Source organism: Marinobacter vulgaris, assembly GCF_003344045.1.
Lineage (GTDB): Bacteria > Pseudomonadota > Gammaproteobacteria > Pseudomonadales > Oleiphilaceae > Marinobacter > Marinobacter vulgaris.
Map to the genome: position 1 here is coordinate 182718 of NZ_QFWX01000006.1, position 24253 is coordinate 206970.

At 58.1% G+C, this 24253-nt stretch carries 26 protein-coding genes and 1 pseudogene; 14 read left to right on the plus strand and 13 right to left on the minus strand.

What is annotated here, in order from left to right:
- The first annotated feature begins 83 nt into the window (after nt 1–83).
- The 4 genes from DIT71_RS14300 to DIT71_RS14315 all read left to right on the plus strand — a co-directional run bounded on the left by DIT71_RS14300 (nt 84) and on the right by DIT71_RS14315 (nt 2713).
- Nucleotides 84–620, plus strand: a complete 537-nt coding sequence (locus tag DIT71_RS14300) for a DUF1415 domain-containing protein (RefSeq protein ID WP_114613896.1) — start codon at nt 84–86, stop codon at nt 618–620.
- A 115-nt stretch (nt 621–735) separates the two neighbouring features.
- A complete protein-coding gene (locus tag DIT71_RS14305; protein ID WP_244312034.1) occupies nt 736–1590 on the plus strand; it encodes an NAD-dependent protein deacetylase in 855 nt (284 codons plus the stop codon).
- A gap of 53 nt (nt 1591–1643) precedes the next feature.
- A complete protein-coding gene (locus DIT71_RS14310) occupies nt 1644–2393 on the plus strand; it encodes an AzlC family ABC transporter permease (RefSeq protein WP_114613898.1) in 750 nt (249 codons plus the stop codon).
- Nucleotides 2390–2713, plus strand: coding sequence for an AzlD family protein (locus tag DIT71_RS14315; protein WP_114613899.1), 324 nt, complete (start codon nt 2390–2392; stop codon nt 2711–2713). The genes DIT71_RS14310 and DIT71_RS14315 overlap by 4 nt, the downstream gene beginning before the upstream one ends.
- A 90-nt stretch (nt 2714–2803) precedes the next feature.
- Here DIT71_RS14315 and DIT71_RS14320 read toward each other — a convergent pair whose 3' ends face one another.
- On the minus strand, nt 2804–3616 hold the full coding sequence (locus tag DIT71_RS14320; RefSeq protein WP_114613900.1) for a DUF3750 domain-containing protein: 813 nt from the start codon (nt 3614–3616) through the stop codon (nt 2804–2806).
- A 185-nt stretch (nt 3617–3801) separates the two neighbouring features.
- Between DIT71_RS14320 and DIT71_RS14325 the strand changes: the two genes are divergently transcribed.
- From DIT71_RS14325 to DIT71_RS14335, 3 genes are read left to right on the plus strand one after another with little or no spacing between them, the layout of a single operon-like run.
- Nucleotides 3802–4017, plus strand: a complete 216-nt coding sequence (locus DIT71_RS14325) for a dodecin (RefSeq protein WP_114613901.1) — start codon at nt 3802–3804, stop codon at nt 4015–4017.
- A 44-nt stretch (nt 4018–4061) separates the two neighbouring features.
- The gene (locus tag DIT71_RS14330) at nt 4062–4610 is read left to right on the plus strand and encodes an isochorismatase family protein (RefSeq protein ID WP_199491024.1); all 549 of its coding nucleotides are present in this window, start codon (nt 4062–4064) and stop codon (nt 4608–4610) included.
- The gene (locus DIT71_RS14335; RefSeq protein WP_227538142.1) at nt 4604–5980 is read left to right on the plus strand and encodes a nicotinate phosphoribosyltransferase; all 1377 of its coding nucleotides are present in this window, start codon (nt 4604–4606) and stop codon (nt 5978–5980) included. The genes DIT71_RS14330 and DIT71_RS14335 overlap by 7 nt, the downstream gene beginning before the upstream one ends.
- Nucleotides 5981–5982: 2 nt before the next feature.
- On the opposite strand, the gene DIT71_RS14340 is transcribed toward DIT71_RS14335, so the two are convergent.
- Together DIT71_RS14340 and DIT71_RS14345 are read right to left on the minus strand one after the other, a co-directional pair.
- A complete protein-coding gene (locus tag DIT71_RS14340) occupies nt 5983–6645 on the minus strand; it encodes a hypothetical protein (protein ID WP_114613903.1) in 663 nt (220 codons plus the stop codon).
- A gap of 42 nt (nt 6646–6687) precedes the next feature.
- A complete protein-coding gene (locus DIT71_RS14345; RefSeq protein ID WP_114614084.1) occupies nt 6688–7857 on the minus strand; it encodes a GNAT family N-acetyltransferase in 1170 nt (389 codons plus the stop codon).
- A gap of 145 nt (nt 7858–8002) precedes the next feature.
- On the opposite strand from DIT71_RS14345, the gene DIT71_RS14350 reads away from it, so the two are divergent.
- The 6 genes and pseudogenes from DIT71_RS14350 to DIT71_RS14375 form a co-directional block, all read left to right on the plus strand.
- Complete coding sequence (locus DIT71_RS14350) at nt 8003–8692, plus strand: response regulator transcription factor (protein WP_114613904.1); 690 nt, start codon at nt 8003–8005, stop codon at nt 8690–8692.
- Complete coding sequence (locus tag DIT71_RS14355; RefSeq protein WP_114613905.1) at nt 8685–10010, plus strand: sensor histidine kinase; 1326 nt, start codon at nt 8685–8687, stop codon at nt 10008–10010. The genes DIT71_RS14350 and DIT71_RS14355 overlap by 8 nt, the downstream gene beginning before the upstream one ends.
- 7 nt (nt 10011–10017) lie before the next feature.
- Entirely contained in the window at nt 10018–10623 is a 606-nt protein-coding gene (locus DIT71_RS14360) for a YigZ family protein (protein WP_114614085.1), read from the plus strand.
- Nucleotides 10624–10701: 78 nt separating this feature from the next.
- Complete coding sequence (locus DIT71_RS14365) at nt 10702–11226, plus strand: DUF4136 domain-containing protein (RefSeq protein ID WP_167507466.1); 525 nt, start codon at nt 10702–10704, stop codon at nt 11224–11226.
- Nucleotides 11227–11263: 37 nt separating this feature from the next.
- Nucleotides 11264–11617 carry a translation initiation factor Sui1 gene (locus tag DIT71_RS14370; protein ID WP_114613907.1) on the plus strand — a complete coding sequence of 118 codons (354 nt, stop codon included), beginning with the start codon at nt 11264–11266 and terminating at the stop codon, nt 11615–11617.
- A 97-nt stretch (nt 11618–11714) separates the two neighbouring features.
- Nucleotides 11715–12971 (plus strand): annotated as a pseudogene (locus DIT71_RS14375) (D-amino acid dehydrogenase); the annotation flags it as partial.
- 75 nt (nt 12972–13046) lie between these two features.
- Here DIT71_RS14375 and DIT71_RS14380 read toward each other — a convergent pair.
- From DIT71_RS14380 to DIT71_RS14425, 10 genes are all read right to left on the minus strand, one after another.
- Nucleotides 13047–14690 (minus strand): fatty acid--CoA ligase, encoded by a 1644-nt coding sequence (locus tag DIT71_RS14380; protein WP_114613909.1) that lies wholly within the window; start codon nt 14688–14690, stop codon nt 13047–13049.
- 169 nt (nt 14691–14859) lie between these two features.
- Complete coding sequence (gene ppnP / locus DIT71_RS14385) at nt 14860–15141, minus strand: pyrimidine/purine nucleoside phosphorylase (protein ID WP_114613910.1); 282 nt, start codon at nt 15139–15141, stop codon at nt 14860–14862.
- 94 nt (nt 15142–15235) lie between these two features.
- Nucleotides 15236–15649 carry a monovalent cation/H(+) antiporter subunit G gene (gene mnhG / locus DIT71_RS14390; RefSeq protein ID WP_114613911.1) on the minus strand — a complete coding sequence of 138 codons (414 nt, stop codon included), beginning with the start codon at nt 15647–15649 and terminating at the stop codon, nt 15236–15238.
- Complete coding sequence (locus tag DIT71_RS14395; protein WP_114613912.1) at nt 15646–15912, minus strand: monovalent cation/H+ antiporter complex subunit F; 267 nt, start codon at nt 15910–15912, stop codon at nt 15646–15648. The genes mnhG and DIT71_RS14395 overlap by 4 nt, the downstream gene beginning before the upstream one ends.
- Before the next feature lie 11 nt (nt 15913–15923).
- The gene (locus DIT71_RS14400) at nt 15924–16397 is read right to left on the minus strand and encodes a Na+/H+ antiporter subunit E (RefSeq protein ID WP_114613913.1); all 474 of its coding nucleotides are present in this window, start codon (nt 16395–16397) and stop codon (nt 15924–15926) included.
- Nucleotides 16394–17908 carry a Na+/H+ antiporter subunit D gene (locus tag DIT71_RS14405; protein WP_114613914.1) on the minus strand — a complete coding sequence of 505 codons (1515 nt, stop codon included), beginning with the start codon at nt 17906–17908 and terminating at the stop codon, nt 16394–16396. The genes DIT71_RS14400 and DIT71_RS14405 overlap by 4 nt, the downstream gene beginning before the upstream one ends.
- A complete protein-coding gene (locus DIT71_RS14410; RefSeq protein WP_114613915.1) occupies nt 17905–18252 on the minus strand; it encodes a Na+/H+ antiporter subunit C in 348 nt (115 codons plus the stop codon). Before DIT71_RS14410 ends, DIT71_RS14405 begins: the two co-directional genes overlap by 4 nt.
- 46 nt (nt 18253–18298) lie before the next feature.
- On the minus strand, nt 18299–18724 hold the full coding sequence (locus DIT71_RS14415) for a Na+/H+ antiporter subunit B (RefSeq protein WP_114613916.1): 426 nt from the start codon (nt 18722–18724) through the stop codon (nt 18299–18301).
- Nucleotides 18721–21027, minus strand: a complete 2307-nt coding sequence (locus DIT71_RS14420; RefSeq protein WP_114613917.1) for a putative monovalent cation/H+ antiporter subunit A — start codon at nt 21025–21027, stop codon at nt 18721–18723. Before DIT71_RS14420 ends, DIT71_RS14415 begins: the two co-directional genes overlap by 4 nt.
- A 235-nt stretch (nt 21028–21262) precedes the next feature.
- Nucleotides 21263–22075: a crotonase/enoyl-CoA hydratase family protein gene (locus DIT71_RS14425; RefSeq protein ID WP_114613918.1), complete on the minus strand. Its 813-nt coding sequence runs from the start codon at nt 22073–22075 to the stop codon at nt 21263–21265.
- A 93-nt stretch (nt 22076–22168) separates the two neighbouring features.
- Between DIT71_RS14425 and DIT71_RS14430 the strand changes: the two genes are divergently transcribed.
- Nucleotides 22169–24223, plus strand: coding sequence for an NADPH-dependent 2,4-dienoyl-CoA reductase (locus DIT71_RS14430; RefSeq protein ID WP_114613919.1), 2055 nt, complete (start codon nt 22169–22171; stop codon nt 24221–24223).
- The last annotated feature ends 30 nt before the right edge of the window (nt 24224–24253 follow it).

Consider the following 24253-nt stretch of genomic DNA (forward strand, 5'->3'; position numbering starts at 1 on the left):
TGGAATTATTGTAAGCTTGCTTAACATATCACGACCCGCACTGGGCGTGTCTGTTCCGTTTATCACAATAGGGGAGTGTACCCTTGGAGCACAATTCAATTCTGGATGCCACCCGACGGTGGGTCTCAGAGACAGTGGTCGGGCTTAACCTGTGCCCGTTTGCGCGCAGGGAGCTGGTAAAGGAGCGGATTCGCTTCGTGGCGACCGATGCCGGCTCGGAAGAGGTGCTTTTGATGGCGCTGCAGGATGAGTTGGTGCATCTCAACGAACACCCGGAAGTTGAAACGACCCTGCTCGTGCATCCGGGCGCGCTGCGGGACTTTGCGGAGTATAATGAATTCCTTGCCGCCGCTGATGGCCTTCTGGAATACCTGGAGCTGGACGGAATTTACCAGATTGCCAGCTTTCACCCGGACTATCAGTTTGGCGGTACCGGGCCAGACGACGCCGAGAACTACACCAATCGCTCGCCTTACCCGATGTTGCACCTGCTGCGGGAGGAAAGCCTCGAGCGTGCCATTGCTGGCTACCCGGGCACGGAACTGATCCCCGGACAGAATATCGAATTGATGAATCGTCTGGGCGCGGAAGAGATGCGCCGCAGGCTTTTGAGTTTTTGAGCCGTTTCCCCCGCCGTGGCTATTGGCAGGGCGTTGTTTGCCCCCTAAGGTATAGGGGTTTGCCAACAGGGTGAGTCTGATGTCTGCAATTCGAAAGCCTGCCAAAGGCGTAACCATGCCGATCCATGATCAGCCGCTGGTGTTGCATGCCCCGCAAGAGGCCGGAGCGAGGCTGGCGGAGTTTATCCACCGGCATCCTGGACTGATGATACTGACCGGTGCCGGAGTCAGTACAGATTCCGGCATTCCCGATTACCGGGACGGCGACGGTGCCTGGAAACGCAAACAGCCAGTGCAGCACCAGGATTTCATGACCAGTGTGGCGGTGCGCCGGCGTTACTGGGGCCGAAGCCTGATCGGCTGGCCGGTCATTCGCAATGCCAGGCCCAACACTGCCCACCATCATGTGACTGAGCTGGAGTTGCGTAACCACAGCCGCCTGCTGGTTACCCAGAATGTCGATCGTCTACATCAGCGGGCCGGCAGCCAGGCAGTGACGGATCTTCACGGCAGGGCCGACGAGGTTATCTGCATGGGCTGCGGCTACCGCTGCAATCGGGACGAGGTGCACGAACGCTGCGCTGACATGAATCCGGGATTTGAACAATATTCCGCGGTTGCCGCCCCCGACGGAGATGCGGATCTTGAAGTGGACTTCTCCGGGTTCCGCATTGCCGATTGTCCCCGTTGCCATGGCATCCTCAAACCGGACGTGGTGTTCTTCGGAGACTATGTGCCCAAGGACCGGGTCTATTTCGCGCTGGACACCCTCAGGGCCAGCGACGGCCTGCTGGTCATCGGATCGTCGCTGATGGTTTATTCCGGATTTCGCTTCTGTCGCTATGCCAGGGAATGGAGCAAACCCATCGCCACGTTGAATCTGGGCCGTACCCGCGCCGACGCACTGGTGGACCTGAAACTCAACGCCGGCATCAGCGAAACCCTGGCCGCCACCCTCCACCAACTCTGACGCTTCGGCATCTACCTATACGCATCTGCCGCAAGTTTCATTAGCTTGCTTAGATGAACCCCAGCACCTATTCCTACCAGCTTCAGACCGGAAAAGTCCGTGCCGAATTTTTCCGGCTGCTACCCATCTCGCTATTTGTGGTGGCCTTTGGTGCTGCCTTCGGCCTGGCGGCAGTCCAGAAAGGGCTTGAGCCCCTGCAGGCCCTCCTGATGAGCTTCACTGTATTCGCCGGCGCCTCGCAGTTTGCCGCCGTGGATATGTGGGGCAGTGAAGTTTCCCTGATTCCATTGATTGCTGTGGTGTTTGCGATCAACTCCCGGCACCTGCTGATGGGCGCCTCGTTATATCCCATGCTCCGGGACATGCCCCCTGGCCGTCGCTACGGTCTGCTGCTGTTTCTGACCGACGCCAACTGGGCAGTCTCTGCCCAGGACTACCAGAACGGCAAGCGCAATCTGGAAGTGATCCTCGGAGGCGGCCTTGTCATCTGGATTGCCTGGATCATCGGAACCTGGCTCGGCGTTTACTTCGGCGGGTTACTGCAGGATCCAAAATCCCTTGGCCTGGACATGGTGCTCGGCTGTTTCCTGCTGGCCATGGCACTGGGTGGCAACAAGTCGCCCCGAACACTGGTGGCGTGGACTGTAGCTGCAATCTCATCACTGGCCGCCTGGAAATGGCTGCCTCCGAATACCCATGTGGTGGTCGGTGCATTAGCTGGTGGTGCTATCGGCTTCTTCTGGCTGGAAAAGAAAGCCGATGATGAAGATCGAGTGGGTGTGGAGGAGGAAACCTCTACATGACCATTGAAACTACCACCGCCGGCATCCTCGCACTGATCGCCATCATGACGGTTGTAACTGTAATCACCCGCTTCGGTGGCGTGTTCCTGATGTCCTTCGTGACCATCAATCCGAGAATCGAAAGCTTCATCAACACCATGGCCAGTTCCGTGTTGATAGCCATCATCGTTCCCATGGCGTTTAGCGGGGACGCCGGCTCGTTGGCGGCGCTGGTTGTTACCGCGGTTATCATGCTGGCGATCAAGAAACCTCTTCCCGCGATTGCGGCCGGGATAGCCGCAGCCGGCCTGGTTCGTTATGCGGGTATCACTTCGCTTTAATGCTGGCCAAAGAGGCAGGACGGGGCAGGGGCGGTCTCCCAAAAATGTGCGGAGCCATGGATGGCGGAGCCCAAGCGTACATGGACGTATTTAAAGCGTTTTTTGGGAGACCGTCCCTGCCCCGTCCGTCTTGGTTGCAGCGGGTTCAGGCATGGGATTTGTATTGCGCAGTGCCAGTTCGCCAATGCCCGGCAGTTTGATGCCGAGGGCCAGCGGATTGATACCCAGAGACAGCCCCAGGATATTCAGTTCAAGCCCCTCCCGAACGCCTGCGAGCACGCCGAAATAGCCACCCAGCGATAGCTGGTATCCGGCTCCACCTGGCACTTCCGAGATCAACCCATTGCCCAGGTAATCCTTGCCGATTGCATTACTGGGCAAGGCCACATCCATCTCCGGAATCTGGCGGATGACCCAGGCCACAAACGTATTGCTGTTGGGGCCTGGCCATGCCTCGTAGGTTGTCGGATAGGGATAGTTTTCAATAACGCCGCCAAGTTGCCCAATAATCCGTTCCGCCTGTTGTCCGCGAAAATCTGCAATCAATGCCGGTTTGGCGCCGTACCAGTTGCGGTCAGGGTCATCAGGTCGTGACTGGATGACGTAGTGTCGCCAGCCGGTAACCTGATGCACATAGTAGGTGTTGGCACCAGCCTCCTTGGTGCTGATCCAGGTATGCACTGAAAAATAGCCCCGCCAGTTATAGGCGCGCGCACCGTAGACCTGTACCACGGCGCCCTGCTCCTGTTCAGGGGTAGGGGCCAGCCCCGCGCTGGACCGGTCCGCGGTCCGCCAGCTTCCGGAGTCCTGAAAGCCGGCACAGGCCGCCAGTAGAAGCGGGCCTGCCAATAGCACGGCGAATGTCAGGGTAGCCCCGATAAAACAATGCTTGATTCTTCTCATAGAGATCCGGAGATAGTGGGTAACCCTCAGTTTACGACAAAGGAAATGTCAAAGCTCAGTTACCCCGTAAAGTTCCGTTGCAGAGGGCCTGGCTGTTTGCTGGTTATAGGTTACTGGTATAGGCTGAAAAAACAGGCATTCAGGTGATTCGCCTGACTATACACCGCATTGAAACAGGAGGTGCCATGTCCGACCATCATGTTTACAAGAAGGTAGAAGTGGTTGGTTCTTCGAAAAACAGCATCGAAGACGCGATTGAGAATGCGCTTGCCGAGTGCAGCAAAAACCTTCGGAACATTGAGTGGTTTGAAGTGCAGGAGACCCGCGGCCATGTGGTTGACGGCAAAGTCGGGCACTATCAGGTCGTACTCAAGATCGGCTTCCGGATTGAGAACAGCTGATATCCGGTGATCTGCACGAACGTCTGACCATGGGAGGACTTCTTATGAACACTGGACCACATGCTCTGTTGTTGGTCGATGTGCAGAACGATTTTTGCGAGGGTGGCAGTCTGGCGGTTCCCGGCAGTGACTCGATCTTTCCGGCCATCAACCAGTGGATTGGCAAGGCCCTGGAGGCAGGTTGGCCGATTCTCGCCAGTCGTGACTGGCATACCGTTGATCACATCAGTTTCCAGGAACGCGGTGGCCCCTGGCCGGTCCACTGCGTCCAGGACTCCCCGGGCGCTGAATTTCACCCTGAAATGAAGCTTCCGGATTCCGCTATCCGGGTCAGCAAGGGAACGGCATTTGATACCGACGCCTACTCGGCATTCGACGGCACCCAGCTGGACAGTTACCTTCGCCGTCATGGTATCCACCGTTTGTTTGTGGCGGGCCTGGCTCTCGATGTCTGCGTTCAGGCAACAGTGAAGGATGCACTGAAACTCGGTTTTGAGGTTGAGCTCATAACCAGCGGAACCCGTGCTGTCGAGGCGGATGAGGCACCCGCTGTCCTTGAACAGCTGCAGGACGAGGGCGCCGAATTGTGCTGAATCAACCTCCGGTTGTAAAAGAAGCTGATCTTTCGCTGTTGGTGGACCTGTACGAGCTGGCAATGGCTCAGGCGTACTGGTCCGAAGGTATGGACGATACCGCTGTTTTCAGCCTTTTCTTTCGGCAACTCCCGGACAACCGCAATTTTGTTCTTGCCTGTGGCCAGCAAAGCGTGGTTTCCATTATCGAAAGCCTGACCTTTACCGAGGAACACATCGGTCGGCTTGAATCCCTTGACCGGTTTCAGCCGGAATTCCTGGATTGGCTGCGCAATTTCCGCTTCAGTGGCTCGGTTCATGCGGTTGCCGAGGGTACGCCTGTGTTCCCCCAGGAACCTCTGCTGGAGATTGAGGGGCCAATCGCCGAAGTTCAGTTGCTGGAAAGCCTGGTAATGAACTACGTGCACCTGGAGTCAGTGCTGGCGTCGAAGGCTGTCCGCCTGGTATCGGCGGCAGAGGGCCGGCCCGTTGTCGACTTTGGCATGCGCCGTACTCACGGCCTCGATGCAGCTCACCGGGGAGTGAGGGCTTACCGGCTCGCCGGCCTCGCAGGTACCAGCAATGTGCTGGCAGGCCTGGATTTCAATATGCCCGTTCATGGCACCATGGCCCACAGCTTCGTGCAGGCGTGTACGGACGAGCTTGATGCCTTCAAGGCGTATGCGCGACTTTATCCGGGCACGACGCTGCTCGTCGATACCTACGACACTCGCACCGCCGTCAGACGAATCATCACCTGGCTTCAGGAAAACCCGGAGGTAAGTATTGGCGGTATTCGCCTGGATTCCGGTGATCTTGCCGCCGAAGCCAGGGACTGTCGGAAAATGCTGGACGAAGCCGGTCTCACCGACATAAAGATCATGGCAAGCGGTGGCCTCGACGAATACAGGATTGCCGAAATTGTTTCTTCCGGAGCACCCATAGACGGCTTCGGTGTGGGCACAGCTATTGGCGTGTCGAATGATGAGCCGGCGCTGGAGCTGGCTTTCAAGCTGACCGAATATGCCTGCCTTCCGCGTATGAAGAATTCCCCCGGCAAGCAGTCGTTTCCGGGACCGAAACAGATCTACCGGCGCCTGGGGCCGGATGGCCGTATCGCCCAGGATGTAATCGCCGGCCGGGATGAGGTGTTTGACGGCAACCCCTTGCTGAAGGTCGTGATGAAGCATGGGCGGGTAATTGAGGGCGCCATTGGCTCACTGGATGATCAGGTGTCTGCAGCCCGCAAGGCCGTTGACACCCTGCCCAGGCGCTTGCTCTATCTCGAGCCCGTCGTGGAGACGCCCACCGTGGTCAGTGATTTTCTGAAAGCATTGCAGCGGGATACCCTGGAAAAGGTCAGAAGGGGGTGGAAGCATACCCCGGATTGAGGCTACCTGAGCATTCTCTGCCGGATGGCCCTGACCAGCTGATCGAGCATGTCCCTGGACTGCCCGTCGTAGAGCATGCGGAACTTCTCTTTCTGCACGGCCCGTTCATGGCTGGTGCTGGATGACAGGGAATCCTTGGAGTCCTTGCTCAGGTCCATGAAATGACAGGCAGCCAGGTGAGCCTTGATCTGGTTATCGATCAACTGGGTGATCAGCTCGTCGATTTCGTCATGGCAGAAGGGGCGTACGCGGTTCAGCGATTTGCGGGCTTCCAGCGCCGCGTTGCGGGCCTCAAGACGCAGTTCGCCCGCGTGCTCCTCCGTCTCCACAGCCCGAAGAAACATGCCCAGTTTGTCATGCAGTGACCAGACCAGAGGCCAGATAGCCTCGTAAGCGGCTTTCTCCAGGGCAAAACGTTCACTGGAGGTGACATCCTGCTGAGCGCCTGAAGGCCCGGGACCATTGAACTGTGATACCCGCATCTCGTCCATATCCTGCCACAGGCTGTCGACCCGCTGCTTTAACACGTCGTTGTGCTCCGACAGCCTTCGCCGGGCGGAGGCGCCGCTGAATAAGGCAATGATCGCCACGATCAGGGCACCAACGGCGATCAGCAGAATAAAACGGTTGGTGCTTAAAAGCTCGAGAAAATAGTCCGGTTCCATGGCTGCCCGCTCCGTAAAATGTCAGTGAGTACTTGAGGCCTGCTACTGATCCGGTTCGCCTTGCCTGAAAGGCAGGGCGTCCAGAGCATCCTCCGCATAGGCCATGACATGCTCCGTCTCCTCCTGGATAAATCTCGCAATGGCCTCGCGAAATCCGGGGTGCGGTATACCGTGCCAGGAGTGGGTAATGACCGGTTCGAAACCCCGAACCAGTTTGTGCTCTCCCTGGGCTCCGGCATCGAATCGTGTCAATGCCTGCTCAATGGCCAGCTCAATGCCCTGATAGTAACAGGTTTCAAAATGCAGATGGTCGAATTCCTCGAGACACCCCCAGTAACGCCCGTAAAGCGTGTCCTCACCCTGCAGAAACAGGGCGCCTGCGATCATCTGCCCGTCCCTGGCCGCCATGATGATATGGAGCTGCTCGGGCTGTGTTTCCCTCAGTTGATGAAAAAAATCACTGTTCAGGTAGGGTCGCTGCCCCCGCTTCAGGTAGGTGGCCTGATAGAACACGTAGAACGCGGAGAGAACGTGATCGGGGATGTCCCGACCCGAGTACCGGCGGAACGAAATGCCCTGGTCCGCCACCTGCCTGCGTTCCTTGCGGATGGATTTACGCTTTCGCGAGGTCAGTCTCGCGAGAAAATCATCGAACGTTTGATAGCCATGGTTATACCAGTGAAACTGGCAGCCAACACGATGGAGCTCCTCTTCCATGCCCATCAGCTCCTGATCCTTGGGGTCGGGAAACAGCAGGTGCCAGGAGTGCGCGCCCAGTTCTTCGATGACCGAGTCGAGTGCCAGGTGCATTCGCTCTGGCGTCATCCACCCACGCAATGCTCCCGAAAATAACAACCGGGGTCCCTGGCAGGGCGTAAAGGGAATGGCAACGAGCAGTTTGGGGTAGTAGTTCATGCCATACCGCTGGTAGGCATCGGCCCAGGCCCAGTCAAAAACGTATTCGCCCATGGAGTGAGTCTTGAGATAGGCCGGGGCAGTCCCCGCCAGTTGGCCGTTCAGGTAGAACATCAGGTGGCACGGACGCCAGCCTGTGGCGGCGGTCGTGCAACCGGATGCTTCCAGTGAGAGCAGAAAGTCATGACGCAGAAACGGGCTGTCAGTGCCGCTGAGCTTGTGCCAGTCCTCGGGCTCAATGTCAGCGATGGAGTGGACGGTACGGATTGTAAGTTCAGGGGGGCCGGATTCTGGCATGGTCGCGGACTCTTCGTGGTTTATTCCTACCATACGCGAGAATCCGCCAGATAATCACCATGTAAAGGTTGTGCAAAGAAAAATGATGAAAAACAGACCTCTTGCCATGCCATGATAGACTGGCACCTGTTAATGGAGGTTTGCCATGCAGAACCGGGTGCTGTTGGTTGAAGACGATGACGAACTGCGGGAGCTTTTGTCCCGCTATCTGGCCAACCAGGGCTTTACTGTGCGTGAGGCGGCGAATGGCCAGGATGGACTGTCGCTGGCCATGGGGCAGCACTGCGATATCGTGGTGCTTGATATCATGCTGCCGGATATCAGCGGGCTGGAAGTATTGCGCCAGCTGCGGACAAAGACCCATCTTCCCGTTGTTCTGCTGACAGCCCGTGGCGATGAAACCGATCGCATCGTCGGTTTTGAGGTTGGCGCTGACGACTACATACCCAAGCCATGCAACCCCCGCGAACTCATCGCCCGCCTCCAGGCCCTGCTCAGGCGGGTAGCCTGGGATCAGCAGGTCGGACTGGACGAGTCCAGAAGCTATGGCGACCTTAGAGTGGAGCCTGTGCACCGGCGGATCTACCAGAGCGATGAAGCTCTGGATCTCACCGCCACCGAGTATGAGGTGCTGCAGGTATTGCTGGCCCACGCTGGCAGTGTGGTAAGAAAAACCGATCTGATGCAGTGGGCGCTGGGCCGCCGGCTGGAGGCTTACGACCGGACCCTGGATATGCATATCAGCAACCTGCGAAAGAAACTGGGAAATGATGACCCGCCACGAATTGAAACGGTCAGGGGGCTTGGCTACAGCTATCGGGTGCCGAATGATTAGGGGGCTGCGTTTCTCACTGTTCTGGCGGATTTTCATTTCGATCTGGCTGGCCATGGCACTCACCATGATCGTTGGTAATTTGGTGACCCACACCCTGAAAGATCGCGAAAGGCAGGCGATTGAGCGCCAGGCGGGCCTGCAGGAGCTTGCCGCCGAGGCCCTGTCAGTGCGGGAAAACGAAGGGCGGGGCGATGCCTGGCGCTTCCTGAAAGAGCAGGGCAGCAAGCTGGACCTGCACCTCTTTCTTATTGAGGCAGACCATAATGAAGGCAGCTTGCCAGAGTCTATCCGGGAACGGATGGAGTCTGGCGGCTGGTATCGGCAGCGGCCGGCGGTCATCGAAGTGGCTGAAGGCTACCGCCTGGTTGCCTGGCCACGGCTGAACGGTGATGCATGGCTGAATCCCCGGTTTTTCCAGTGGCTCGAACTCGGCCTGGCGTTTGTCATCATAACCCTGGCCTGCGTATGGGTTGCGCGCCTGGTGTCGCGTCCTTTGAAGCACATGGAGTCAACGGCACGGGCCATCGCGGATGGCGACAACTCTTTGCGGGTTAGCGAGGGCATTGCCAGTCGCCGTGACGAAGTGGGCGCCCTGGCGACAGCGTTTAATGCCATGACCGCACAGCTTTGCAACCTGCTGGATCGCCAGACCCATCTGCTGAGGGATATCTCCCACGACCTGCGGACGCCGCTGACGCGGCAGCGGATTGCCATTGAACTGGCCAGTGAGGGCGGCGTGGATGATGACCTGATGGCCTCTATCCTGCGCCAGAACGAGCGTCTGGAAGCAATGACGTCCCAGATACTGACCCTTTACCGGGTATCGGAACAGGGTGGGGATATCGAGCGCGAAGGCGTTCAGCCGGTCAGGGTCATCAATGATGTACTCAGGGATGCAGCCGATTACGCCGAACACCGGGGCGTTGACTGCCTGCTGACCGTCAGTCCGGACTGCAGGCGAACAACCATACTGGGAGACCGGGGGCTGCTGCAGCGCGCCTTTGACAACATTCTGCAGAATGCGCTGGATCACACGCCCCCGGGCAAGAAAGTCCATGTGGCCATGCGTTCAGAGCAACAGCAGCTGGTACTGGAAATCCGCGACGAGGGGCCGGGCGTGCCCAAGGAAGTTTTACCGCATCTGTTCGAACCTTTTTACCGCGCTGACAAGTCCCGTGGTGGCAAGGGCTGGGGGCTTGGCCTTGCTATCGCCAAAGATATCGTGGCGATTCACGACGGCAACATCGAAGCCGTTAACGCGGAACAGGGTGGACTGATGGTGGTATTACGCTTTCCGCTCTTCACGGATGGGGGTTGAGTTGCTGATGTGCAGGGATTATCCAGTTCCGGCCGGCTTCCTGGAGCGGGAAACAGAGGTCAAAAAGAGCCGGTTTATTGCCCGCGTTGCCCCGGTTTCGTCCCGGGAGGAGGTCAGGACCTGGCTGGAGCAGGCCCGTAAGGACCACCCGGACGCCCGCCATATCTGTTGGGCCTATCAGATTGGCCGGCCCGGGGCCGCTGCGGAGGCCGGCATGAACGATGACGGCGAGCCGTCGGGAACGGCCGGAAAGCCTATATTGAGCGTGATCCAGCACAAGGACATGGGTGATGTGTTGGTATTGGTGGTCCGCTATTTTGGCGGCATCAAGCTGGGGGCCGGCGGCCTCGTCAGGGCTTATGCCAGTGCGACCGAAGCGGTGCTGTCCGCGGTGGAGCGGGTGACCCAGAAGCCCCTGTCGCGGGTGACAGTCACCATGACTTTCGCCGACGAGCAGCCCATCCGACACTGGTGTGAGCAGCACGACGCCGGGGTGGATCAGGTAGATTACGGTCCGCAGGTGGTTGCGGATATTGTTGTGCCCCTCGACCGGGTCCGGGAATTGTCTGAATTTTGTGATGCCCGGGGAATTGGTTACAGTCTGGAGAGTTAGGCAACGTTTATCGAAACTCAGCCCGTCTGCCAGGCGTATACTGTCAGACAGACGGCCCAAAGAGAGGAAGTTGTCATCATGAGAGTTTTCTTTGTTTCCCTGTTGGTTCTGGCATTGAGCGGGTGTGCCAGCAACGTTGTAACAGATTATGATTCCGGCACGGTGTTCGGCAATTACGCGTCCTGGGCTTTTGCGCCCAAGGGCGAGGGCAAGAGTTTCACATCCCTTGACGGTGGCCGGATCGAGAGCGCGGTCGAGCGGGAGCTCAATCGCAAGTCCATGCGCAAGGTCGAGCAGGAACAGGCGGACCTGCTTGTGACCTGGGAAATCGTCGAGGAAGAACGTCTTGAGCGCACCGGTGTTGGCCTCGGTTTTGGTTTCGGCAGCGGTAACTTTGGCTGGGGGCTGTCTTCGGCGCCGCCAGTCCGGGAGATTCAGGAAGGTAAACTGGTGGTAGAGCTGGTCGATACGGATACTGACCGGGTCGTCTGGCGTGCAGCCAGTCGCCGTTACCTGAATGAAAACCAGTCGTCCGAAACGCGGCGCGAGCTGATTGATGAAGTGGTCGCAGACATGTTTGAAAAGTATCCTCCCGGCGTGTAAGGCTTCCGGCGAATTCAGTGTTGAGCAAGAGGACGTTATGAAAAACCGTTCTGGTGGCTTGGTTTTTTCCACGGAACAGGGGCGGATGTGCCCCGGTTGCCGACATCCCGTTGATGACTGTGTCTGTCGGACGCCTTCACCTCCTGTCGGCGATGGCATAGTTCGCGTCAGCCGCGAAACCAAGGGCCGCAAAGGCAAGGGCGTTACTTTGGTGACCGGTATTCCCCTGGGTGAAAAGGAACTGAAAGCCTTCGCCAAGGTGCTCAAGGCCCGATGCGGAACCGGTGGCACCGTCAAGGAAGGAGTGGTGGAGATTCAGGGTGATCAGCGGGACGTGCTGGTGCCGCTGTTGCAGGAGCAAGGCTGGCAGGTGAAAAAAGCCGGTGGCTGAGCAGGGTTGCCTGGAGCTGCCAAACCGTCTGGCACGCAATCCGCTACGCCGGACGTTACAATAGTGAGCCTATTCAGGTGCTGGCCACGGGAGGAAACGGATGCACATACTGGTGCTGGGTGCAGGTGTTGTTGGTGTCACTACCGCATGGTTTATGAAACAGCAGGGATATGACGTTACCGTTGTCGACCGACAGAGCAATTCAGGCACTGAAACCAGTTATGCCAATGGCGGACAGATCTCGGTCTCCCATGCCGAGCCCTGGGCCAATCCTTCCGCGCCTTTGAAAGTACTCAAATGGCTGACCCGTTCCGATGCGCCCCTGCTGTTCCGGCCTCGCATGGACCCTGCCCAGTGGCGTTGGGCCATTGCGTTCCTGCGGGAGTGCACGTCTGCCAGGGCTGCCCACAATATCCGCCAGATAGTGCGTCTTGGCACCTACAGCCGCGAACGCTTACAGGCGCTGCGTAAAGAGATCGGCATCGAATACGATCACCTTGAGAAGGGGATCCTGCATTTTTACACCAATCCCAGTGAGTTCGAGTCCGCGCTGAAGCCAGCCCGCATCATGCGGGAACTGGGGTGTGACCGTCAGGTGATCGGCGCGGAGCGGGCGGTTGAACTGGAGCCTGCGCTGGCACCGGTCAAGCATCGGATCGCCGGGGCCACCTATACCTCGGAAGACGAATCCGGTGACGCCCGTCAGTTCACCCAGGCGTTGGCCAGGAAAGCGCAGGAAGCCGGTGTGGAGTTTCTCTATGACACGGAAATCCTGGGGTTCGAGAACACCCGCGATCGCGTTCTTGGCGTCAAGGTTATTCGCGAAGGCCGGCACCAGACCCTGCGTGCCGACAGTTACGTGCTCAGCCTTGGCAGCTTCAGTGCCATTCTGGCCCGGAAGCTGGGTCTGTTGCTGAACATCTACCCGGCGAAAGGCTATTCCATAACCGTGCCGGTAAAGAACGAAGCGGCCGCCTTCAACGTCAGCCTTACCGATGACGAATACAAACTGGTGTTTTCGCGCCTCGGCGACCGCATTCGCGTTGCCGGTACGGCAGAACTGAGCGGCTATAGTCGGGAGCTGAACCTGACCCGCTGCCGGGCGATTGTCCGGCGAACCGCCGAACTGATGCCAGAGGCGGCCCATTGGGAGCAGTCCGAGTTCTGGGCCGGGTTACGGCCGGCAACCCCTTCTAACGTGCCTTATATCGGAAAAAGCCACTTCGGTAACCTCTACCTGAATACCGGTCACGGCACTCTGGGCTGGACCCATTCCTGTGGTTCTGCGGCAGCACTGGCGGATATTGTGGCGGGGCGCAAGCCCGATGTGGATTTTGCGTTTACCGGGCTTTAACAGATTTTGGCAGGTTTCGGGAGGTACGAAGACGCCCCCCGTTCGTTCCTCGCAGGGGCGCCTTGTCAGTTAGGTTTACTTCAACTGATCCCGGATCAGTTTCTTGTTGATCTTGCCAACACTGGTTTTGGGGATGTCCTCTACGAAATCGATCTGGTTGGGTATCGCCCACTTGTTGATTTCGCCGGCATCCACAAACTTCTTCAGGTGGCTCTGGATATCCTCAAGAGTCGCTTCCTCGCCAGGTTTCAGGGTCACCATGGCATGGGGGCGTTCACCCCACTTCTCATCCGGTATACCGACCACTGCGGCGCCTGCGACAGCCGGGTGCTGGCTGATCAGGTTCTCCAGATCCAGGGATGACAGCCACTCACCACCGGTCTTGATCACATCCTTGATGCGGTCCTTGATGGTGAGAGTGTGGTCAGGCTCCATGCTGGCGACGTCGCCGGTGTGCAGCCAGCCACCTTCCCAGAGCTCCTCGCCTTTTTCAGGCTGCTTGAAGTAGCCCTGTGTCAGCCAGGGAGCGCGGGCAACAACTTCGCCTTTGGCTTCGCCATCATGGGGGAGAGGCTTGCCCTCCGGGTCCACAATTTCAAGTTCCACCATCGGCACCGCAACACCGGTCTTTACCCTTTTGGACGTCTGCTGCTCCAGGGGCAGCTCCATATCTTCCGGCTTGATGTGCGATGCGCTTAGCAGCGGACAGGTCTCAGACATGCCGTAAGCGGTGTACATCTTGATTCCCAGCTTTGCCCCGGCATCGCAGAGGCCCTTTGTCAGTGCGCTACCACCGATCAGCACGTGCCAGTTGTTCAGGTCGGCCGTCTTGATGGATTCGGTCCCCATCATCATCTGCATAATGGTTGGTACGCAGTGTGAGAAAGTGACTTTGTGTTCCTTCAGAAGGTCGACAAGCAGCTCCGGCTCGTACCGACCGGGGTAGACCTGTTTAACGCCGAGCATGGTGGCAGCGTAGGGTACGCCCCAGGCATGAACGTGAAACATGGGCGTCAGGGGCATGTAAACCGATGACGAGCGCAGTAATGGCATCTCATCAAACGCTGCGGTAACCCCTGTCATGGTCAGAGTGTGCAGCACCAGCTGGCGGTGGCTGAAGTACACGCCTTTGGGATTGCCGGTAGTGCCGGTGGTGTAGAAAGTGGTTGCTACGCTGTTTTCGTCAAAGTCCGGGAAGTCGAACTGATTGTCTGCTTTGGCCAGTAATTCCTCATACTCACCAATGGTATCGACAGGCGCCGCCTTGGCCTGGTCGCTGTCGGTGAGCTGGATCCACGTCTTGACGGTTTTGATTTCGTCCTTCACGCCTTCGATGATGGAAAGAAAGTCATCGTGTACCAGTACCACATCATCTTCGGCGTGGTTCATGGTGTAGACAATCTGCTCGGGAGACAGGCGTACGTTGATGGTGTGCAGAATGGCACCAATCATCGGTACGGCAAAGAAGCACTCTAGGTAACGAGGAGTGTCCCAGTCCATGACAGCCACGGTATCACCCGCCTGTACGCCGGCATCTGTCAGCGCGTTTGCCAGGCGATGGATGCGATCCACAAGGTCGGTGTAGGTGTACTTGCTGCGGTTGGCGTACACGATTTCCTGGTCCGGGTTGTAGCGGGGGCCGGAGAGCAGGAGCTGCTTGATCAGGAGTGGATACTGATAGGCGTTGTCTGCCGGTGACAGGATGCGGGTCTGTGCCATAACTCGATGCCTCTTTCTCAATTGTTTAATTTATAACGAGAAGAGCCCTAAATCTGACACAGTTTTACGACAACGGAAACCTTTGGCTGATAAAAAACGCAGGACAGGAGTCTCAGGCCCGATTGGCCTTGCTGTCCCGTTCTGCGCTGTTCCCTGATACGTCTAGCGGTTATTCGTAGGTGCACAGATAGGCGGTGTCAATGTCGGTCTTCGCCTTGAAGCTGGCCTGCCCGGCCACTTCAAAAAACTCGCCGGAACCGTAGGTCATCCAATCCTCCATACCCGGCAGCAGAACCGTCAGAGCGCCGCTGATGACGGTCATGGTTTCCCTTTTGCTGGTTCCGAATTCATACTCGCCCGGGCTGATAACGCCCACCGTGGCCGGCAGGGTGGAGGTCTGGAAGGCAATGGATTTGGCCTTTCCATCAAAATATTCATTCACTTTCAACATGAAAGCTTCTCCTTATAGTCGATGGGCGCAGGATACGCGAAATTGGTTTGCAGCACTGTGAAAAGCAGCGCGGCAACGGTAAAAAGACTCTCGCCTAGCGCTCGTCCGGCGACTCCGACTCGGGGGGAGGCGTCACGCTCTCCGGGCTACCCTCGTAACCGCTGCTGAGCTTGTGGGTATCTGGATCGTAGTTTTCTCTGAGCTCATCCTTAACGGTTCCATCCCACAACGACGTGCCCATGAAGTAACCGGCCCTTCCGATGACGTGGGCTGCAACCGGAGAGGTGATCAGGATAAACACCACGATGGCAAATGCCCTGGCGGCCACAACACTCTCGGCAAAGTAAAAAGCGACACCGGCCATAGTGAACATGGCTCCCATGGCGCCCGCTTTCGTCGAGGCATGCATACGAGTGGGCAGGTCTGGCAGGCGTATAATGCCTACGGCAGCCAGCAGCATGAAGGTGGCTCCTGCGAGAAGGCATATTGCTACGATAAGCTCCATCATTTGCGCGCTCCCCGTTCGAGGAATCGGGCGAAACCAATCGCGGCCAGGAAAGCCGTCAGGGCAATAACGATAGCAACGTCCAGCAGGCTGGAAACGCCCGTATCAATGGCATGGACACCCACATAGCCCACAACGATGGACGCGATGAGCTCAAGAGCCACGACCCGGTCGGGCAGTGAGGGCCCCCTGGTCAGGCGGATGAATGCCAACAGAAGTGCCACTGAGAGCATAAAGTAGACAATGTTGATGACAATCGGAATCACGCGTTGGCTCCTCAGCGCAAGATCTTCAGGATTCGGCGCTCAAGTTCCCTGAGATCCTGACGCAGCTCTTCTTCGTCCTGAAGAAACATGGCATGAATAAAAAGTACCTGACGGTCGTCCGACACGTCCAGGCTCAGGGTTCCCGGTGTCAGGGAAATAACACTGCTCAGGAACAGGATTTCGACATCTGTGTGGGCTTCGAGGCGAAAAGCGATCACTCCGGGCTTCATATACCAGACCGGCGTGGCAACGTCATAGGCCACGCGAACGTTGGCCTTGACCAGTTCCTTGATGAAGAACACCAGAAATGCCACCACCCTGGGAATCCGGCGCGAGTAACCTTTAAGGACGGGAACCTGCCTTTGCAGGACCATCAGTGCCAGGTAGGCAAAGAAAAAGCCGGTAATGAAATTCATGGCGGTAAAATTGCCACTCAGCGCTACCCAGGCAAGCGCCAGCATGATGTTCCAGAAGAAACCGATCATTGTTGCGCACCTCCCAGAACCGCCTCTATGTAGAGCTCAGGATTCATCAGCTGATCTGCCGCCATCTCTGCCAGTTCGTAGATAGGCTGGCCGTTAAGACCGATGTACAGGGTACAGGCTGCAAGGCCGACAACAGGCACATAGTAAGCCCACATGTGGCTTTTCTTGATGTCGCCCTTCAGGAGGCTGAGGGACTTGACGTGTTCCGGTGTTTTTTTCCAGAACACCTCGGCCCAGATCTTGATCATTGAATAGAGCGTCAGCAGGCCCACCAGCAGGGCTATGGCGGTCACCACGTAGGCTTCCGCTTCCAGACCGGCGCGGATCACCACAAATTTCGCGAAGAACCCGGACAGGGGTGGAATGCCTGCCAGTGACAGGGCAGGAATCAGGAACAGCAGGGCGAGCATTGGCCGTTCTTTGTAGACGCCGCCAAGATCTTTAAGTTCGTAGCTGCCGAGCAGCCGGTAGACAATGCCACTGACCAGGAACAGGTTCGTCTTAACAATGATGTGGTGCATGATATAAAACACGCCGCCGATGATGGCCAGCGGGGTGAACAGGGCAAGCCCGAGGATCATGTAGCCGATCTGGCTGACGATGTGGAACGACAGGATCCTGCGGAACTCGAACTGGGCTGCCGCTCCGAGCACACCGGTCAGCATGGTGAGTGTGGCTGCCCACAGCAGAATGGTATGGGTGTATTCCACATCCTGGGTAAAGATCAGGGTGAACACCCGGTACAGCGCGTAAACCCCTACCTTGGTCAGTAGCCCGGCAAACAGGGCGGACACCGCCACCTGCGGGGTGTGGTAGGACGCTGGCAGCCAGAAAAACAGCGGGAAGGCGGCCGCCTTGATGCCGAAGGACACCATGAACATCATGGATACCACCGTGACCATGCCGGGGTCTTCCAGCGTTGCCACTTTCTGGGCGATGTCCGCCATGTTGAGCGTGCCAACGGTTCCGTAAAGCAGGCCCACCGCCGACAGGAAGATCGCGGAAGAAAACAGGTTCAGGGTGACGTATTTGATCGCCCCTTCCATCTGCGCCCGCTCACCGCCCAGGGTAAGCAATGCAAAAGAGGCCAGCAGCATGACCTCAAACCAGACGAACAGGTTGAAAATGTCGCCGGTCAGGAATGAGCCGGCCACTCCGGCCAGCAGCAGGTGCATCAGGGGATAGTAGCCGAACTTCTCGTGTCCACTGGGTGTGGAGGCCAGTGAATAGATGGCGATGGCAAGACCGATGATGCCGGTCAATACGATCATGATGGCACTGAGTATGTCGGAGACAAACACAATGCTGAAGGGGGCCGGCCAGCTGCCCATTTCCATGACCAGGAACCCCTGGTCGATGGTCGATCGCAGCAGCCAGACGCTGGCTGCGAGAAGAAGAGCCGTCGCCAGGACGGCCAGGATGCGCTGGTAGCGAACCGATCGCCACAGCGCCACGGACAGGGCGCCGGAAATCAGCGGAATAAGAATCGGTAGGGCGAGTTCCAGGTTCAAGTGTCCGTATCCTTCATCTGGTCGAGGTCATCGGTTCCCACTACTTCATACGCGCGCCGTATGAGAACCACTGCGAAGGCCAGAACGCCGAAAGCGATAACGATGGCAGTCAGTATCAATGCCTGCGGCAGCGGATCCGCAACCGCACCCAGAGGCGCATCGGCACCTTCTGGTATCAGGGGGGGAGCACCCCTGGTCATACCGGACACAACGAAAATGAGAAGGTTGGCGGCGTTGCTGAGCATTATCAGGCCGATGACCAGTTTGACAATGGAGCGTCGCAGCATCATGTAGATCGCTGCTGCGAAAAGGATGCCGACGACGTAAGCCATCAGGCTTTCCATAAAGGCTCTCCTTTCAGGCTGAAGGTTTGGAGTGCAATGTGCTGGTTCATTCATCCGACTCCATCAGGTTGATGACAAACGTCATGATGGTGCCAAGAACCGCCGCGTATACGCCAATGTCGAAAATCAGGGGTGTCGACAGCTTGAGGTAGTTACCACCGGGAAGGGGGACTTCCCACCAGTGGGCGGTCAGCATCGGCTGGCCTGCCAGGAACGCAGGAACGGTCGAGGCAATGGCGAATAACAGCCCGGCAGCCAGCAGATCCCTCGGGGCTACCCGAAGGATGCGCCGAGTAGGTTCCGAGCCAAATGCAAAGGCGTAGAGCACAAAGGCGCTTGCCGCTACCAACCCCCCGATGAAACCGCCGCCAGGCTCGTCGTGGCCGCGGAACAGCAGGAAGACGGAGAACATAAGCTGCAAAGGCATGATAAACAGCGCAGCAGTATGCAGAATGAGGGTATTGGATTTCATGATTTGTACTGATCCTCCGCCCTCAGCTTGATCATCGACAGTACGCCCAGGGCCGCCAGCGACAGTACGAAGATCTCCCCCAGGGTGTCCAGGGCCCGGAAATCCACCAGGATGACATTGACGATGTTGCGGCCGTGACCCAGCGTGCCGCTGTTCTCGATGTAGTAGCTTGAGATGCTCTCGAAGTACTGAACATCCAGGGCCGCAAGAATCAGCAGTGTCATCACCACGCCAGCAAAGATCGCCACCGCGAGGTCCCGGAAGCGTTCAAAGGGCGAGGACAGGTTGACGAATTCGGGCAGCCTGAACAGTACCAGCACCAGCAGAATTACCGTCAGGGTTTCTACCAGCAACTGGGTGATGCCCAGATCAGGCGCACTGAACAGAATAAAGGTTAGGGCGACACCGAAGCCAAGCACACCCATGGATGCCACCGAACCCAGGCGGGAATGGGTAGAGCTGGCGAAGGTGGCAGCGGCAACCAGCAGAAGAGCAATGCCCCACTCATAGAAGTGGCTGTCAGTCAGGTCCAGGGTCAGGTGGATGCCATGGTGGGTCAGCAGGGTGTATCCGGTCAGGCCAAAGGTCACCGCCACCAGCAACAGCAGGTAAAGACCGAGCACGCCGTTCTGTAGAATCCGGGTTTGCCAGGCTGCCACAATGGTTATGCCCTCCATAAAATGGAAGTAACCGGCCTCCGGGCCAAACCGGGCGGCGTAAGTATTGATCGCGTAGAGCGCAGGCTGAAGCCGGTGCCAGCCGGACAAAAGACTTAATCCCAATACCAGACTGCCGATTGACAGAACCAGCGGCACGTTGACGCCATGCCAGAGCGCCAGATAGGTTTCTACCGGTGTGCCGAAGACGCTTCCGACTGCAGACTGAAGCAGGGCTCCCTCAGGAAGAAAAGGAGCCAGGCCGAAGATCAGCGCAATCACCGACAGCACGGCGGGACCTATCAGCATGCCAAACGGTGCTTCGTGGGGAGCTTTGGGCGTGTTTGCGACCTTGCCGAAGAACGGCTTGATAGCCACCAGGCCGGCGACACCAACGATCAGTACCGCCGCTGCAACGGCAGCCGTCGTCAGGCCGATGGACCAGAACGGGGCGTCCAGCAGTGATTCAAGCAGCAGTTCCTTGGCAATAAAGCCGAACACGGGCGGCAGCCCCGCCAGAGACAAGGCGGCCAGGCACGCAATCGCCGCGGTCACCGGCATGGTCTTTCTCAGGCCGCCCATCCGTGAGATGTCCTTGGTGCCGGTTTCGTGGTCCAGGGCACCGGCGATCATGAACAGCGCGCCCTTGTACAGGGAGTGGGCAACCAGGAAGCAGACAAAGGCGGTCAGGGCCAGTTCTGTACCCACCCCGATCAACATGGTCAGGGTGCCAAGGGCCATGATGGTTGAGTAGGCCAGTACTTTCTTGATGCCGGTGCTGCTGAAGGCCAGGTAGGCACCAGTAAACATGGTGGCGGCACCGAACACCATCAGTGCCTGGCTCCACAGGGCACCCTCGCCCAGGGAAGGGTTCAGGCGCGCCATCAGATAAATTCCGGCCTTGACCATGGTGGCCGAGTGCAGGAAGGCGGAAACCGGTGTGGGTGCCGCCATGGCGTTGGGCAGCCAGAAATGGAACGGCACCTGAGCGGATTTGGTAAAGCACCCCGCAAGGATGCAGATGACCGCCCCGGTGTAGAAGGCGTGGTCTTGGAGGGCCAGATCCGATGACAGAATTTCAGCCAGCGAGTAGCTGCCGCCCATGATCGCCAGAAGAATCAGCCCTGCCATGAGCACGAGGCCGCCGCCAGCGGTGACAAACAGGCCCTGGAGTGCACATTTGCGGGCTTCCATATCTTCATGGTTGAAGCCGATCAGCATGTAGGAGGTGATGCTGGTGAGCTCCCAGAACACAAACAGTGACACCAGGTTATCGGAGAGCACAAGCCCCAGCATCGAAGCCATGAACGACAGCATGATCACGAAGAAACGAGCCAGGTACTGGTGCCCGGCCAGGTAGGCTCCCGCATAAATCAGGATAAACGTGCCGATGCCGCTGATCAGCAGCGCAAATACAAGGGAGAGGCCGTCGACCAGGAAGTTGAGGTTGATGCCCAGGCCCGGCATCCAGGCATATTCGATCACCAGCGAACCACTGGCCTGGACCGCGGGGATCAGGCTGGCGAAGTAGGCGGTCAGGCTGGCGGGCAGAATGGCGAGTGTCCAACCAATGTACCTGCCCGTGACCCGGTGCAGTGCCGGCGCCACGAGCGCCAGCAGGAATCCTGATAACACAGCCAGTAGCATGGTTCGATTGCGCTCCGGTCAGGCACGTTAAAGTCGGCTGGATCGCTCCGAAGATGGAGGCGGACCCGAAGGGATAGCTGATAGTCCCCTGTATTCAGACGCCTGAGAGCCTATCCGACACCTTGATCAAAGGCAAGATGGTTACAGCACGTCAAACTAACAGGATAGACACTCAGATACGGTTCTGCAGGGGGAGCAAGATCAACGACAAACCTCAAAGCGCCAGTGCCTACGCTCAGAAATTCCGTCGATTCCGATACGGCGTCTCAGGCGACCCGGAGTTCCGCGCGACAGCAACGCGCTGGTTGGCCCGGCCCAGCACTTTTTTCTGCAGCCTGGTTTCCCAGTCCAGCGCGACCTTGTCGGTCGCGTTCCAGCTTCGATTGAACAGCAATTTGCTGGCCGCCACGGCGTCCGGAGAGCGACTGGCCAATTCCCGGGCAAAAGCCAGCGCGTCGGCCATCGGATCATCGCTGACGCGGGTGACAAGGCCCATGGCTTTTGCTTCGGTGCCATTGATTCGCCGTGCCGTCATGGTCAGTTCCTTGGCCAGGTCAATGGCGACCAGCTCGCGGAGGGTAACGGTCAGGCTCATATCCGGGATAAGGCCCCACTTGCTCTCCATAATGGAAAACTCGCAGTCGCTGGTGGAAAACCGGAAATCGGCGCCAAGTGCCATCTGGAAGCCCCCGCCGAAACAGTAGCCGTGGGTGACGGCAATCACCGGTGCCGGCACATCCCGCCAGAGATAGCCCGCATCCTGTGCCAGATTGCTGATCCTTCGTCCCGGCTTGATCAGCAGCTTGAGAAAATTTACCGGGTTTTTCGACACGGTTTTTACATCCAGCCCTGAGCAGAAGGCCTCTCCTGCGCCCTTCAGGATGATGGCACGCACGCCACGGTCTTTCTTCAGCGTTTTGGCGGCGCCGGTTATCGCCTCAAACATGGGCATGTCCAGACCATTGTATTTATCGGGTCGGTTCAGGGTAACGATGGCGATGCCATCCTCGATATTGACCAGCACCCGTTCTGAATCACCTGCGCTCATAGTATCGTTTCCGTGTCATACGTTCGTCGTAGGGCGCTATGCTACCATGTTGCCTGCTGATGAAAACCGCCTTCGAAGGACAAAGGAAACCACATGACCCAAGCCTATCCGAACCTGCTCAAGCCCCTGGATCTGGGCTTCACCGAGCTGAAAAACCGCGTACTTATGGGCTCCATGCACACGGGCCTGGAAGACCGCTTCTGGAACATTCACAAGCTCGCCCGTTATTTCGCCGAGCGTGCAGAGGGTGGTGTGGGGCTTATGGTCACCGGCGGCTTCTCGCCCAACTTCGTTGGCCAGCTTTCGCCCCTGGCGTCCACCATGAACCATCGCGGCACTGCCATCCTTCATCGCCATGTTACCAACGAAGTGCATGATGCCGGTGGCAAGATCTGTCTGCAGTTGCTGCACGCCGGCCGTTACGGTTACCAGCCCTTCAGCGTGTCGGCTTCTGCCACCAAGGCGCCGATCACCCCTTTCAAGGCCCGCGCGCTGTCTACCAGGGGCGTGGACAAACAGATCAACGATTTCGTCAATGCCGCCAGGCTGGCAAAACTGGCACGGTACGACGGCGTTGAGGTGATGGGCTCCGAAGGCTATTTCATCAACCAGTTCCTGTGCGAACGTACCAACAAGCGCACGGACAAATGGGGTGGACCCTTCGAGAACCGCATGCAGTTGCCGGTGGAAATCGTCCGCCGTATGCGGGAAGCCGTTGGCCCCGATTTCATCATTATTTATCGCCTGTCAATGCTGGACCTGGTGGACGGCGGGCAGACCTGGGACCAGGTGGTAAAGCTGGGCAAGGCCATCGAGAAGGCCGGCGCCACGATTATCAATACCGGCATTGGCTGGCATGAAGCCCGGGTGCCCACGATCGTAACCTCTGTGCCCCGGGGCGGATTTGCCGACGTAACCGCCAAGTTCTATGGTGAGGTGGACATTCCGGTGTGCACTACCAACCGCATCAATACCCCGGAAAAAGGCGAGGAAATCCTGGCCGCTGGCAAGGCCGACATGGTGTCCATGGCACGGCCCCTGCTGGCGGATTCGGAGTTCGTTCGCAAGGCGGAGCAGAACCGCAGCGACGAAATCAATACCTGTATTGCCTGCAACCAGGCGTGCCTGGACCATGTGTTCCAGCTCAAGCGCGCTTCCTGCCTGGTGAACCCGCGGGCCTGTCACGAGACTGAACTGGTCCTCACCGTGGCGTCGATCAGCCGCCGCGTCGCCGTCGTGGGCGCAGGGCCTGCCGGGCTGGCTGCGGCCACCACCGCTGCCAAGCGTGGACACCAGGTGACCCTGTTTGAGGCCGATGGCGCAATCGGCGGCCAGTTCAACTACGCCAAACGCATCCCCGGCAAGGAAGAGTTCTTTGAAACACTGCGCTACTACCAGCGCCAGATCGAAATTCTGGGTGTCGAACTCAAGCTCAACACCCGCGTGGACTCGAATTCGCTGAGTGAGGCGGGCTTTGACGACGTCATCATTGCTACCGGCGTGAAACCACGGACGCCGGAAATTGACGGTATCGACCATCCGAAAGTACTGGGCTACCTCGACGTGCTCCGCCACAACAAGCCCGTGGGCCGGTCAGTCGCCGTGATCGGTGCCGGTGGCATCGGTTTCGATGTCAGCGAATTTCTTGCTCACGAGGCCGGTCATCACCCGGAGGGCGAGCAGGTCAGCGTTGCCGAGTGGCAGGCGGAATGGGGTGTGGATCCGCAATTCGAAGGGCCCGGCGGGCTTGCCGAGCGTAAACCTGCAGCATCACCCCGCAAGATCTACCTGATGCAGCGCAAGAGCAGCAAGGTCGGTGGTGGCCTTGGCAAGACCTCTGGCTGGGTTCATCGCAACAGCCTGAAGCACCGGGATGTGGAAATGCTCCGTGGCTGCAGCTACGAGAGGATTGATGATGAAGGTCTGCACATCACCTTGTCCGACAAGGATGGCAAGGTGACAGAGAGCCGGGTGCTGGCGGTGGACAATGTCGTTATCTGCGCCGGCCAGGAGCCGTTCCGGGCCCTGTTTGATGATCTGGCGAATCGTGGAGTTCAGACCCACCTGATTGGCGGGGCGGATGTGGCCGAAGAGCTGGATGCCAAGCGGGCTATCCGCCAGGGGACGGAAGTGGCTGCCCGGATTTGACCGATGGCGACAAATTTGGTCACTAAGTGA